This is a genomic window from Agrobacterium sp. NPDC090273 (assembly GCF_044772305.1).
Taxonomy (GTDB): Bacteria; Pseudomonadota; Alphaproteobacteria; order Rhizobiales; family Rhizobiaceae; genus Agrobacterium.
Window position 1 is genome coordinate 333,333 of the sequence record NZ_JBIVYN010000003.1, and the last position, 13,469, is coordinate 346,801.

General features: G+C 56.4%; 12 protein-coding genes. 5 read left to right on the top strand and 7 right to left on the bottom strand.

The genetic code is table 11. The features are described from left to right. The first annotated feature begins 38 nt into the window (after positions 1-38). The gene (locus tag ACIQT8_RS10870) at positions 39-581 is read left to right on the top strand and encodes an adenine phosphoribosyltransferase (protein ID WP_045019026.1); all 543 of its coding nucleotides are present in this window, start codon (positions 39-41) and stop codon (positions 579-581) included. Positions 582-625: 44 nt separating this feature from the next. On the opposite strand, the gene ACIQT8_RS10875 is transcribed toward ACIQT8_RS10870, so the two are convergent. From ACIQT8_RS10875 to ychF, 3 genes are all read right to left on the bottom strand, one after another. Beyond that, positions 626-1,093 (bottom strand): MaoC family dehydratase, encoded by a 468-nt coding sequence (locus ACIQT8_RS10875; protein WP_262523098.1) that lies wholly within the window; start codon positions 1,091-1,093, stop codon positions 626-628. Further along, positions 1,090-1,563: a MaoC family dehydratase gene (locus ACIQT8_RS10880; protein WP_138791094.1), complete on the bottom strand. Its 474-nt coding sequence runs from the start codon at positions 1,561-1,563 to the stop codon at positions 1,090-1,092. Before ACIQT8_RS10880 ends, ACIQT8_RS10875 begins: the two co-directional genes overlap by 4 nt. Before the next feature lie 174 nt (positions 1,564-1,737). After that, positions 1,738-2,841, bottom strand: a complete 1,104-nt coding sequence (gene ychF, locus ACIQT8_RS10885) for a redox-regulated ATPase YchF (RefSeq protein ID WP_400965036.1) — start codon at positions 2,839-2,841, stop codon at positions 1,738-1,740. Positions 2,842-3,055: 214 nt separating this feature from the next. Here ychF and clpS point away from each other — a divergent pair, with 214 nt between their 5' ends. Next, positions 3,056-3,367 (top strand): ATP-dependent Clp protease adapter ClpS, encoded by a 312-nt coding sequence (gene clpS / locus ACIQT8_RS10890; RefSeq protein WP_400965037.1) that lies wholly within the window; start codon positions 3,056-3,058, stop codon positions 3,365-3,367. 19 nt (positions 3,368-3,386) lie between these two features. On the opposite strand, the gene pth is transcribed toward clpS, so the two are convergent. The 4 genes from pth to ACIQT8_RS10910 all read right to left on the bottom strand — a co-directional run bounded on the left by pth (position 3,387) and on the right by ACIQT8_RS10910 (position 8,211). Further along, complete coding sequence (gene pth, locus ACIQT8_RS10895) at positions 3,387-4,103, bottom strand: aminoacyl-tRNA hydrolase (RefSeq protein WP_138791091.1); 717 nt, start codon at positions 4,101-4,103, stop codon at positions 3,387-3,389. A gap of 88 nt (positions 4,104-4,191) precedes the next feature. Beyond that, the gene (locus tag ACIQT8_RS10900; RefSeq protein ID WP_400965040.1) at positions 4,192-4,905 is read right to left on the bottom strand and encodes a substrate-binding periplasmic protein; all 714 of its coding nucleotides are present in this window, start codon (positions 4,903-4,905) and stop codon (positions 4,192-4,194) included. 20 nt (positions 4,906-4,925) lie between these two features. Next, a complete protein-coding gene (locus ACIQT8_RS10905) occupies positions 4,926-7,316 on the bottom strand; it encodes an EAL domain-containing protein (RefSeq protein ID WP_400965042.1) in 2,391 nt (796 codons plus the stop codon). Between the two features lie 289 nt (positions 7,317-7,605). Then, positions 7,606-8,211, bottom strand: coding sequence for a 50S ribosomal protein L25/general stress protein Ctc (locus ACIQT8_RS10910; RefSeq protein WP_138791088.1), 606 nt, complete (start codon positions 8,209-8,211; stop codon positions 7,606-7,608). A gap of 299 nt (positions 8,212-8,510) precedes the next feature. On the opposite strand from ACIQT8_RS10910, the gene ACIQT8_RS10915 reads away from it, so the two are divergent. The 3 genes from ACIQT8_RS10915 to ACIQT8_RS10925 all read left to right on the top strand — a co-directional run bounded on the left by ACIQT8_RS10915 (position 8,511) and on the right by ACIQT8_RS10925 (position 13,341). After that, on the top strand, positions 8,511-10,589 hold the full coding sequence (locus ACIQT8_RS10915) for a putative bifunctional diguanylate cyclase/phosphodiesterase (protein ID WP_400965045.1): 2,079 nt from the start codon (positions 8,511-8,513) through the stop codon (positions 10,587-10,589). Between the two features lie 93 nt (positions 10,590-10,682). Further along, positions 10,683-11,642 (top strand): helix-turn-helix domain-containing protein, encoded by a 960-nt coding sequence (locus tag ACIQT8_RS10920; protein ID WP_400965047.1) that lies wholly within the window; start codon positions 10,683-10,685, stop codon positions 11,640-11,642. A 181-nt stretch (positions 11,643-11,823) separates the two neighbouring features. Beyond that, entirely contained in the window at positions 11,824-13,341 is a 1,518-nt protein-coding gene (locus tag ACIQT8_RS10925; protein ID WP_138791085.1) for an aldehyde dehydrogenase family protein, read from the top strand. Positions 13,342-13,469: the final 128 nt, after the last annotated feature.

Sequence of the window (13,469 nt, forward strand, 5' to 3'; positions counted from 1 at the left end):
AACCTTCTGATCCATTTCCCATATTAATTGGACATACCATGACCGTCATCGCTTCGGAGCTTTCCGCTGCCATTCGTTCCATTCCCGACTATCCGAAGCCGGGCATCATTTTCCGTGACATCACCACGCTGCTTGGCAATCCACGCGCGTTCCGGCGGGCCGTAGACGAACTGGTGCAGCCTTATGCGGGGACGAAAATCGACAAGATTGCCGGGATGGAAGCACGCGGCTTCATCCTCGGCGGCGCTGTCGCTCATCAGCTTTCGGCCGGTTTCGTGCCGATCCGCAAAAAAGGCAAGCTGCCTCACACCACCGTTCGCGTTGCCTACAGCCTCGAATATGGCGTCGACGAGATGGAAATGCATGTGGATGCCGTACAGCCCGGTGAAAAGGTTATTCTGGTGGATGACCTCATCGCAACCGGTGGAACGGCGGAAGGGGCAGTGAAGCTTTTGCGGCAGATGGGAGCGGACATCGTATCCGCATGCTTCGTAATTGACCTGCCTGATCTTGGCGGACGCAAGAAACTGGAAGACCTTGGCGTTGAAGTGCGGACGCTGGTCGAATTTTCAGGTCACTGATACGAAATCCACCCTGCGCGCCCATCGGCGCGCAGGGCAAGAATTTATTCAAATTCCAGAACGCCGCTTTCAAACGAAATCACCGTTTCTCCGGCCTGATTGACGCCTTCGTTAAAAGTGGTGTTGAGCAGCAGACCGGGTTTTGATGCCAGGGGTCGCGTGTCGACCAGGGTAACGAAATAGGTGATGTCGTCTCCGGCATAGACCGGCTTCTTCCATTGCAGCTTGCGAAATCCGGGTGAGGGGCCAAGTTTGGGCGGCTCGATGCCCTCCTGTTTCAGGCGTTTTACCTCTTTTGCCCAATGGCTAAGAAAGGTCTTCATCCAACCGGCGCTGGTGTGCCAACCGGACGCGCACAGGGCGCCGAAAACACTGTTCTTCGCCGCCGTCGCATCCAGGTGAAATGGCTGCGGGTCAAATTTTTCGGCAAAACGAATGATGTCGTCAGCGGAAAAGTGCAGCGTATCGAGTCTGACACGCTCACCAACGGGAGAGAGTTCCGCCAGTCTCATGCTGCAACACCTCCGTTTAAGCGCATTTTGAACATGACTGTGTTTTCTCCGTGGGCTGCCAAGTCGCCGCGCTGGTTGTAGAGTTCGTGCCTGAATTTCACGAGCCCGATGCCGGGGCGTGAGCTGGACGTGCGCTGTTCCAGGACAATGGATTTGCCAGTGAGTGTATCGCCGGCCAGTACCGGTTTTTTCCACTCGACATAATCGATGCCGGGGCTGCCCTGCGACGTCGAATTGATGATGTAGCTGTCCGCCATCATGCGCATCAACAGGCTGCATGTGTGCCAGCCTGAGGCCGCCAACCCGCCAAGAATGCTGGCGCGACCAGCCTCCTCCGAAAGATGCATGGGTTGGGGGTCGAATTCGCTGGCAAACTCAATGATATCTGCTGCTGAAATCGGCTGCGGCCCTAGGGGAAATTCCCGCCCTGCAGAAAAATCCTCGTAGGCATATGTCGCGACCGGTGCCATGTTCTCCTCCTGTGCACAGTCAATACGGCGGCATCTAAGATGATTTTGCCTTTTACGTAAAGGTCAAATCATTCGGGCGGGAGAATGCAACATCACAAACAAGAACGCCGCCCGGAGGGCGGCGCAAGCTTTATGACTTCCTGTTGGACGGAATGTCCGGAAATGCCTGATGTGTCAGGTGTTGAAGCGGAAATGGATGACGTCGCCGTCCTGAACCACGTATTCCTTGCCTTCGTCACGACCCTTGCCAGCTTCCTTGGCGCCGACTTCGCCCTTGAAGGCAACGTAATCGTCATAGCCGATGGTGAAGGCGCGAATGAAGCCGCGTTCGAAATCCGTGTGAATGACACCCGCTGCCTGCGGCGCCTTGGTGCCGCGAACGATCGTCCAGGCGCGGCATTCTTTCGGACCAACGGTGAAGTAGGTGATGAGGTCGAGCAGGTGGTAACCGGCACGAATGAGGCGGTCGAGACCTGCTTCTTCCAGACCGAGAGCAGACAGGAATTCTTTGGCTTCTTCTTCAGGAAGCTGCGCGACTTCGGCCTCGATAGCCGCAGAAATGATCACACATTCCGCGCCCTGCGCCTTGGCCATTTCGGCGACGGCCTTGGTGTGCTCGTTGCCATCGACAGCGTCGGATTCAGCGACGTTGCAGACGTAGAGAACCGGGTGCGAGGTGAGAAGGTTCAGACCCTTCAGCACTTCGATCTCGTCTGCGGCCAACGTCTTCAACAGCAAGCGGGCAGGCTTACCTTCATTCAGCAGCTTGATGACCGCTTCCATGACAGGAAGCTGCGCAAGCGATTCCTTGTCCTTGGAGGTGGCGCGCTTGCGGGTCTGTTCGACGCGGCGTTCGAGGCTCTCGAGGTCAGCGAGCATCAGTTCTGTTTCAATCGTCTCGGCATCGCCAACCGGATTGATGCGGCCTTCGACGTGGGTGATGTCGTCATCTTCGAAGCAGCGCAGAACATGTACCACCGCATCGACTTCGCGGATGTTGGCAAGGAACTTGTTGCCGAGACCTTCGCCCTTCGATGCACCGCGCACTAGGCCGGCGATATCGACGAATGAAATGCGGGTCGGGATGATTTCCTTGGAGCTGGCAATATCCGCCAGCACCTTCATGCGGGGATCTGGAACAGCCACTTCACCAGTGTTGGGCTCGATCGTGCAGAAAGGATAATTGGCTGCCTGTGCGGCAGCCGTTTTCGTCAGCGCGTTGAAGAGGGTGGACTTGCCGACATTCGGCAGCCCGACGATACCGCATTTGAAGCCCATGGCTTGAAACCTGTCCGTTTGAAAGAATTCGTTGGGAGCCTTTTGCGGAAAGGGCGGGGCAAGGTCAAGCCCGGCGCCTGATTTGTCCGGGCAAAGCGGCGGAATGGTGCTGAATTTTGGGCTTCCGCTCTCGGCAGACTTGCCGATATGGCGGCCGCGGCGCAATATGCGTCGGCCAAGCGTCCGGTCTTTTCGTCATCAACGGGGACTTCCCATGAGTGACAACGCTGTCGATCTCAAACCAAAACCGAAGACGAAACCAAAGCTTAAGCGGCCGAAGCTTTATAAGGTCATTTTGTTGAATGACGATTACACGCCGCGCGACTTTGTGACCATCGTCCTCAAAGCGGTGTTTCGCATGAGCGAGGAAACCGGCCATCGCGTCATGATGACGGCACATCGTTTCGGCAGTTCGGTTGTGGTTGTCTGTGAGCGTGATATCGCCGAGACAAAAGCAAAGGAGGCGAATGATCTTGGCAAGCAGGCGGGATTTCCGCTGATGTTCACCACCGAGCCGGAGGAATGACCCCAAGCGTGTCGCTTCCTCAGTCTTTCTTGCCGAACATCTTCTTCAGCATTTCTGCCATGGGGCCAGTCTCCGGCAGCTTTTTGGGCTGAGCGCTGTTTCTGGCCTGGTGAATATGCGATTGCGCGGCAGGTTTCGCTGTCTTGGCGGGCTTCTCGTTTTCCGGCTTGCTGCCAGTGGCGAGAGCCAGCTTGTTCATGAGCTGCGAATCTTCGCCCTTGATCAGCATGGCAGCGTTGTCGGCAATGGCGTCGAGCAGCGGGTCGAGCCAAACTGCATCGGCTTTGGCGAAGTCACCCAGAACATGCCCGTGTACACGCTCCTTGTCTCCCGGATGACCGATGCCGAGGCGCAGGCGGCGATATTCCTTGCCGCAATGGGCATCGAGCGACTTGAGGCCGTTGTGCCCGCCATGTCCGCCACCGATCTTGATCCGGCTGCGGCCGGCCGGCAGGTCCAGCTCGTCGTGGATAGCGATAATGTCGGCGGGCTTGAGCTTGAAGAAGCGCATCGCTTCCCCCACAGCCTCACCGGAGAGGTTCATGTAGGTAAGGGGCTTCATCAACAGCACTTTCTCGCCGTCGATCTCTCCTTCGGAAATCTCTGCCTTGAATTTTCTCGACCAGGGGGCAAAAGACGGCAGACGTTGCAGGGCATCGACGGCCATGAAGCCGATATTGTGTCGGTTACCCGCATATTGCGCGCCGGGGTTACCTAATCCTGCAATGATCTTCATGGGAACTGTCCACGTTCTGGCTGGTTTTCTCGCCTGTCACCACCCCGAAATGTCGCCGCTGTCAACCTCTTTGTGTCCTGTCGCGCAATCAGCGAGAGTTTAGCTTATAGCGGTCGAAGAGTTTCTGCTGTCTGCCATCGGTGATCAGTGCGTTAAGGCGAGTCTGCAGTTTTTTTATCAAGGTATCAGGCACGCTTTTGTGGCATGCCAAGCCAAACTGCTGTTTTGAAAAGGTCATGACCTCCTTGAACTCGCCCGCTGGCAAGCTCCCGAGGGTAAATTCGGACATGGGCATCAGATCGATGCGTCCGGCTTTCAACTTGTTCAATGTGATGGAAAAGTCCGCACCGAGATCGATGTTTGCAAACCCGAGCGATTGCAGCAGTTTTTCCGTATAGTCGCCGCGCTGGGTGCCGACCCGGTATTTCCTCATCTTGTCAAGACTGGTGGAGTCGATCGGCGTCGTGCTTTTGGCGATGAGGATATTCTTGTCGGTCAGGATCGGAGAAACCCACTTGAACTGATTTTCCCGCTCCGGTGTCCGCGCGGCGGCGAAGGCGCAATGCATGCTCTGTGTTCTGGCAAGCGCAATGGCTCTCGCCCACGGCATCACACTGACCTGATACTCCGTATCTGTCTCATCGAGCAGGATTTTGAGCTGATCGATGAAGACACCTTCCACGCCGCCATCGGCGGACCGGACATTATAGGGAGGATAAATTTCCGTGGTGAGAAACAGGGTTGCCGCACTGACAGGATGGGCAAGCGCGAGGCAGATCAGGGGCAACAAGATCAATCGCATCAACCCCGCTCCTTTCGATCTCATGCCTGCCGGACCGATACGCTGTCGACACGTCGATCACGGTTCAGGTCGTCGATGACGGCGGGAACCGGTTGTGGCCTTGCAAACAGATAACCTTGACCACAGTCCGCACCAATCGACAGAAGAAGTGCCTTCTGCTCCTCGGTTTCGATGCCCTCTGCCACGACGATACAGTTCATCTTGTGCGATATGGCAGCGATGCCCTCGATCAGCATGCGACTTCTTTGTTTTACCTCGACGGTTTCCTCGCAGATCGAACGCGTAAACGACTGGTCGATCTTGACGATATCGACCGGGAAACGGCTGAGGTAACTCAAGGACGAATAACCCGTGCCAAAATCGTCGAGAGCGATCCGGCAGCCCAATTGATGGATGGCGTCGAGGATCGCGCGGATTTGCGGATCATCCTTCATGATGACCGCTTCGGTTATCTCGATGACGAGGCGACGTGGGCGGATGCCGTAGCGATGAAGAACGCCGGCAATACGTGTGGGAAGTCCCGGTTCAAATTGCAGCGGCGAGAAATTTACCGCCACATAGGAATTCTCCATTCCGGGGATGCGCGATATCTCGGCCAGATTGGCAATCGAAAGATCGAGGATCGTGTTGCCGATGCGATTGATCGTACCGTTTTCCTCCGCAAGGCTGACGATGGCGGCGGGGGGCAGCAGCCCTTTTTCCGGATGATTGAGGCGCATCAAGGCTTCAAAGCCTGCCGTCTGGCCCGTTGCAAGATCCAGGATCGGCTGGAAATACGGTTCGAACCAGCCTTCTGCCAAACCCTGTTCGATATCGCGTTCCATCTCCGCGTGTTCGCGTGCCCGGTCGGTAATGGACGGGTCGAACATTTGCGATCCGTTCTTGCCGGCCCTTTTGCGTGTATACATCGCCATATCGGCATTCTGCAGAAGTTCAGCGGCGCTCGACGCGTGAACCGGGTAAATCGCCATGCCAATACTGGCGCTCATACGGATGCTGTTGTCGTCAATGTCGAAAGGCGTGTCCAGAATCGAGCAGATACGGTCGCTGAATTTGGAGGCGCGTTCGGCAGCATTTTCGCCGGCGAGCAGAATGGCAAACTCGTCACCGCCCAGACGCGACGCGCTATCGTCAGCGGTGAGCAAAGGTTCAAGCTTCAACGTGAACTCCTTCAGGACGGCATCGCCTATGGCGTGGCCGAGACTGTCATTGATTGCCTTGAACCGGTCGAGGTCGATGAAAAGGCACGCGAGTTCCGTTCCATTCTTGTCCGCCTCGCGGATTTGGGTGTCCAGGATAGCCTCGAAGCCCTGGCGATTGAAAAGGCCTGTCAGGTGATCGGAAATGGCCTGCTGCCGATTGCGCTTTTCCGACTGGCGCAGTTCGGTCACGTCAGTCATGACGCAAAGCCGTGTGTCCGATTGCGTCACTGCACTCGAGTGGAGTTCTTTTTCGAGAATAAGGATATCCATGGTGCGGCCGTCGCCGCAACGGAAGCGCAGCGTAATGCCCATCTGTCCCGTGGCATCCACAGCCTCGAACGCAGTCTTGCGCGTCTTGAAGAGTGGTCGATCTTCCGGATGAATGAGATCGGCAAAATCCAGACCCAGTGCTTTTGCGCGGCTGTAACCGCTTACCTGGACCCAATAGTCACTGACAGCCGCGATCCGATCCTGCCGATCGAGGGAGAAAAGCATGGCGGGCGTGCGGTTGTAGATCTCGATCTTGCGTTCATGGGCATTCTTGATCTCCAGCTCTTCTTTTTCGAGCTGGGTCTGCATTTCGTTGAAGCTTTTGGCCAGCCGGCCGATTTCATCCTTCGAGCGCCAGTCGACGTGGTGGCGGGAGCCAAGACGCCGTGTCGCTTCGATGGCCGCTGCCAATCGCATCAGCGGCCGAATGACCATGAAGCGGTTGCCGACGATGGCTGCGAGCACGATGGTCAGAATCGCCAGAATGAAAATGGTAATGAACGCCATTTCCATCTGGCTGAGGGACGTGAACAGGCTGAGGCTCTGATAGTGAACGATCAGCTGACCGACCGTGATGGCGCCCCCCGACGTCTTGTAGATAACCGTGCGGGATGTCGAAACCGTATCTTCGACCGCGTCGTCGCCCGCGGTCTGGACGATGTCGAGCTGTCCAGACGTGTCCTTGACCTCCACCATCTTTACCATGGGGTCTGAGACAAGCGTTCCGGTTATCTGGTTGATGGTGTCATCATCCAGATCCCACAGGGGGCGTGCAAGGGCCTGCGTGTTTGTGGTCAGCAGTATTTCAAGGTGATCACGCTGGCTACGGATGGCTTCGTGATAGGAGAGCGTCAGCAGGAGCGTGAAGAGGGGAGCAACGACCGTGAGAAGTGCTCCGGAGACAATCGCGATGAAGCGACTTTCGACGGAATGAGCCATGTTTGATTGTCGTTACCCTTTGCCCCTGAATTACGCGTCTCACCTTTCCGGCCGTCCTTGAAAACCTGAATGAGAAAACAGACAGGTCATTGTTTTTCTTGGCGTCCGGTGCTGGGTGATAGCAATCGCATCGTTTCATGGAATTATTAATCGATGCTGAAACGCTGCAGCGTTCGCGCGGGATAGAAAAGGGGTTTCGATTTAAGGTTCACAAAACACAAAAAAACCCGCTCCGCGAACGGAACGGGTCTTCATAAGCAAGGCGATCAGGACCTTTCGGTCCCGTCAATTACTCGCCGGAAGCTTCTTCGGTTGCTTCTTCAGCAACGCCGGCGGCCGGAGCAACGATCGTTGCGATCGTGAAGTCGCGGTCGATAACCGGCGTAACGTTCTTCGGCAGCTTAACGTTCGAGATGTGAACGTTGTCGCCGATCTTCAGGCCAGCGAGATCAACCGTGATGAATTCCGGGATATCGGTTGCCGGGCAGTGCAGTTCGACCGTGTGACGGACGATGTTCAGAACGCCGCCGATCTTGATGTCCGACTTGTCTTCGTTGACAAAGTGAACCGGAACTTCAACGTTAACGGCAGCATTGCCGGAAACGCGCAGGAAGTCGACGTGCATCGTGAAGTCGCGAACCGGATCAAGCTGGTAATCCTTCGGGAGAACCTTGATCTTCTGGCCGTCGAAGTCGATGGTCGCGATCGTCGTCATGAAGCCGCCAGCGTGAATGCGCTGCGTTACTTCCTTGGTCGACAGGGCGATAGAAATTGGGGCCTGCTTGTCACCGTAGATGACAGCGGGAATCAAACCGTTGCGGCGAAGTTCACGAGAGGACCCCTTACCAACTCGTTCGCGCGCCTCGGCCTTGAGCTCATACGATTCTTTGCTCATGGCATTTCCTTTCGAGGTTATATGGAGAGTTCATGCCTGTTTTGGGCTTGAACTGGAGATGGCCATCAGGTCATCCCGCCCGCGTTGCCTCCAAGGGTGTCTGCACGGGTGCGGGCGCTATAGTACAAAACAGCCGCAATGACAAGGCTGCATCGCCAGACTCGAACTCCGCCAATACCGATCCTGCATCTATAGTGTTCTTGGCCGATTTTTTAATCAATGCTTATCCATGTGCATAAACCAAGCGCAAACTTGATCAATGATAAGTGTCGCCGACATTCCGTTGGTGCAAGACAATAATGCTTCTGGTTCTATACTGCCTGATCATCGATCATGACATCCGCTACACGGCCGCCGCCGTGATCGTTTGTATTCTGGGCAGCTTCGTTACGATGAGGTTGTTCTCACGCGTCAGAGTCGCGTCTGGCGTGCAGAAGGTGAGCTGGTTGTTTCTGGCCGGCGTCAATGGTGGTGCAACCATCTGGACAACCCACTTCGTTGCAATGCTCGGATATATCGCGGCCGGCACTGTCGGTTATGATCCGACATTGACCGGGTTTTCGCTGGTTATCGCCATCGTGACCATGACGACGGGGCTTGGCATTTCCGCTTATGGTGGAAGAAGTGCCTTCGTCGAAGCCGGCGGTGCAATTGTCGGCCTTGGTATCGCGGCGATGCATTATACCGGCATGGCAGCCTATAACGTCCAGGGTTTCATCCAGTGGAACAAAAGCTACGTCATCGCATCGCTGATCCTCGGCGCTGTCTTCGGCGCCTTGGCTGTTAATCGCATTGCCCGCCCCATCAACTGGTTCTGTAAACATTCCGCCGTCGCCTTTCTCATTCTGGCAATCGCGTCGATGCACTATACCGGCATGGCATCGATGACGTTCGAGTTCGATCCCCGGATTGTCATCGAAGAGAGTCTCCTTTCGCCCGCACTTATGGGAGGAGGAGCGATCGGAGTGACTGTGCTGCTTTTTGCACTGGGCTTGTCGACCTACGTGATCGATGCTCAATCGACGCAGCAGGCGGTGGCCCGTTATCGGCATCTGTCGCTTCACGATCCACTGACCGGCATTCCAAACCGCGCGGCATTTATCGAACATCTCACCCGCTTTACACGTGACGTGTCCACCGGCGCCCATATTGCACTGTTGTCGATCGACCTTGACCGCTTCAAGGAAATCAATGATGTGCACGGCCATGCGGCGGGAGACGCGGTGCTGCGCACGATTGCAGACCGGGCGAGTTCCGTGTTGAGGTCGGGCGAGTTCCTGGCGCGTATGGGCGGTGACGAGTTCGTGGCGCTAACCAAAGCTTATTATACCCGTGCAGACGGCACGGAGTTTGCCAAACGGCTGATCGAGCAGATCAACATGCCGGTCGAGTGGAATGGTCATTCTTTCACCGTCGGGGCGAGTGTCGGCATTTCTGTTCGCAACAGCAGTTCGGTCGATGCCGATACCCTGATTGCCCAGGCTGATGTCGCCATGTACCGCGCCAAAAATGGCATCGCAGAAACGATCTGCTTCTACGACAAGTCGATGGACGATGCGGCCCGCGAGCGCAATGCGCTTGCAATCGCCATGCGTGCCGGTCTGGAGAACAACGAGTTCGAGCTTTATTATCAGCAGCAGAATGACACCAATACTGGCAGCATTGTCGGTTTCGAGACGCTTTTGCGCTGGAAGCATCCGACACGTGGCATGATTTCTCCTGCCGATTTCATTCCGATTGCCGAGCAGAATGGTTTCATTGTCGAGTTGGGTGAATGGGTGCTTGCAGAAGCTTGTACACAGGCCGCGCGTTGGAAAAAGGCGCTTTCGGTCGCCGTCAACGTGGCGCCACAGCAGCTGGCCGACAACGACTTTCCTGACAAGGTGGACAGGATTTTACGCAAGACGGGGCTTCAGCCAGCGCGGCTGGAACTCGAAATTACCGAGGGCAGCATCATTGCCGACCATCGCCATGCCCTGACGACCATTCGCCGACTGAAAGCGTTGGGTGTGAAAATTGCCATGGACGACTACGGTACCGGTTATTCCTCGCTTTCGACCTTGCAGAGTTTCCCCTTCGACAAGATCAAGATCGACCGTGCGTTTATCGACGGTCTCTCGACGAATGTGCAGTCCGAGGCCATCGTCCGTTCGACGCTTATCCTGGCGCACAGCTTGAACATTCCGGTTCTGGCCGAAGGGGTTGAGACCCAGGCTCATATCGAGTTTCTGCGCCGAGAAGGTTGCCTGCAGGTGCAGGGCTTTTTCTTCGGTAAACCTGGCCCTGTGACCTCGATCGCCAATCTCGTGGGTGATGACCTGCAGTCTTCGGACGATCAGGCGGGCCTTGACGACCTGCGCTATCGCGCCGCAAGCTGAACGAGAAAACCTGGCGAGCCTGCGCTCGCAAAGTTTTTTATTGAAACGTGAAGGCTTACAGCGCACATTGCCCAAAAGCTTTGGGAGGAGCGCATGTCATCTGACCTTGCCCATGCAGACCGCGTGTATGAAATCGCGCGACACCGTTCCGCCGCCGCGAGCTCTCCAATTATTGCCTCATGGCGTCGCTGCATGGTGAAACATCACCTTGCCCCGGAAGAAAATCGCAAGCCTCTTTTCCTGACCGACAGCGAGTTCCGCCGTGCGCGGGAAAGTGCTGCCGGCCTTATTGCCGAAAGCACTGAGGAACTCGACCGTATATTCCAGAGTGTAGGCAGGTCGGGATGTTGTTTGCTGCTGACGGATGCCGAGGGGGTTGCGCTGGAACGGCGCGGCGCGGCGGGAGATGACCGCGATTTCCGTGCCCTCGGTTTATGGTCAGGAGCGGTGTGGAGCGAACAAAGCGTCGGGACAAATGGTATCGGAACAGCGCTTGTCGACGAGCGATCGGTTGTCGTTTATCGCGACCAGCATTTCTTTACGTCCAACACCCGATTGAGCTGCACCACTGCTCCCATCCGCGATCATACGGGGAGGGTGACGGGCGCCCTCGATATTTCGACCTGCCGTAACGACATTGATGAAATGACGTTCTCTTTCGTGACCCAGGCGGTCAAGGATGCGGCGCAACGGATAGAGGGCAATCTTTTCCGTCGGGCTTTCCCGGGTGCTCGCATCGTGATCGTGCCAACTGGTTCGGGTGCGTCGCTCTCGCTGCTTGCGGTTGATCAGGACGATCTTGTTCTCGGTGCAACGCGTGCTGCGAGAATTGCGCTCAAGCTGGATGATGGGAAAATTGCCCAGGGCGTGCCCGCTGCCGACATACTCCACGAGCAGCGACATGATGGCGGTTCGGATCTCGCCGAAGCGGAAAGAGCCGCGCTGCGCCGGGTTCTTTCGCGCACAAACGGCAATGTTACGCAGGCTGCTTGCTTGCTAGGGATCAGCCGTGCGACCCTTCATCGCAAGATGAAAAAGCTCGCCGTTCACTGACATTTCTTAACTCTGGACCCGCAAAAGCGGTCTTGCGTTCTCCGCAAGGCCGCTTTGTCGCAGATGTGAAACACTGTGCGGTGCGGAACCTCGCCGCCCCTCTACCAAATGTCACGATAGGGGACCACCTTCTTCCCATGCGGTCTGCAACGGATCGTTTTTCATCAGGGAGGATGAAATCATGAATATTCAGGTTCAGCAAAAGGCTGGCGAGGCGCCGTTCAAGCTGAAGTATGGCAACTATGTTGGCGGCAAGTGGGTCGAACCGAAATCCGGCCGCTACATGGATAATCTGTCGCCCGTGACCGGACAGAAGATTTGTGAAGTCCCACGCTCGGATGCGTCCGATATCGAATTTGCCCTCGACGCCGCGCACCAGGCGCGGGAGAAGTGGGGCAAGACGAGCGTGACCGAACGCTCCAACATTCTTCTCAAGATCGCGCAACGCATCGAGGACAATCTCGATCTCATTGCCCGGGCGGAGACCTGGGATAATGGCAAGCCGCTGCGTGAAACCACCAACGCGGATATTCCGCTGACGATCGATCACTTCCGTTATTTCGCAGGCTGCATTCGCGCGCAGGAGGGCACGATCGGCCAGATCGACAATGATACCGTTGCCTATCATTTCCATGAGCCGCTGGGCGTCGTCGGTCAGATCATTCCGTGGAACTTTCCGATCCTGATGGCGGCGTGGAAGCTTGCACCAGCTCTCGCTGCCGGCAACTGCGTCGTGCTCAAGCCTGCTGAACAGACGCCAGCATCCATTCTGGTGGTGATGGAACTGATCGAGGACCTTCTGCCGCCTGGTGTCATCAACATCGTCAACGGTCTCGGCACGGAAGCCGGCAAGCCACTGGCGCAAAGCAACCGCATTGCCAAGATCGCCTTCACCGGCTCCACGTCGGTCGGCAAGGAAATCATGCGTTATGCGGCTGACAATGTGACCAACATCACGCTGGAACTGGGCGGCAAATCGCCGAACATCTTCTTTGCCGATGTCATGGATGAAGATGATGCCTTCCTCGACAAGGCGCTCGAAGGTTTCGCCTTTTTCGCGCTTAACCAGGGTGAGGTCTGCACGTGCCCGTCTCGTGCTCTGGTGCACGAGTCCATCTATGATCGCTTCATGGAAAAGGCACTGAAGCGCGTTGCTGCAATCACGCAGGACGATCCCCTCAGCAACTCCACCATGATCGGTGCGCAGGCTTCGCAAGAGCAGTTCGACAAGATCATGAGCTATCTGGAAATCGGCAAGAAAGAAGGCGCGAAGGTGCTTGCTGGCGGCGACAAGAAATCGCTTTCCGGCAATCTGAAGGATGGTTTCTATATCCAGCCAACGGTCTTTGAAGGCAACAACAAGATGCGGGTCTTCCAGGAGGAAATCTTCGGCCCCGTTGTTTCTGTGACGACCTTCAAGACAGTGGAAGAGGCGCTCGAAATCGCCAACGACACCGTCTACGGCCTAGGCGCTGGCGTGTGGAGCCGTGATACCAACGTTGCCTATCGTGCCGGTCGTGGCATCGAGGCCGGCCGTGTTTGGACAAATTGCTACCACGTCTATCCGGCGGGTGCCGCCTTCGGTGGTTACAAGCAGTCGGGCATTGGTCGCGAGACCCACAAGATGATGCTCGATCATTATCAGCAGACCAAGAACCTTCTTGTTTCCTATAGCCCGAACAAGGTCGGGTTCTTCTGATCTCCTCCCCGGGGCCGGCGGCGGTGGTCGCCGGCAAGCTCCCAGGGGCTCAAGGCTCCTGGGAGCCCGGCTCAGACAATTTGAAATCCCTGCCCGAAAGAAGGAGGCCGGACACGAAAGTGTCCGGC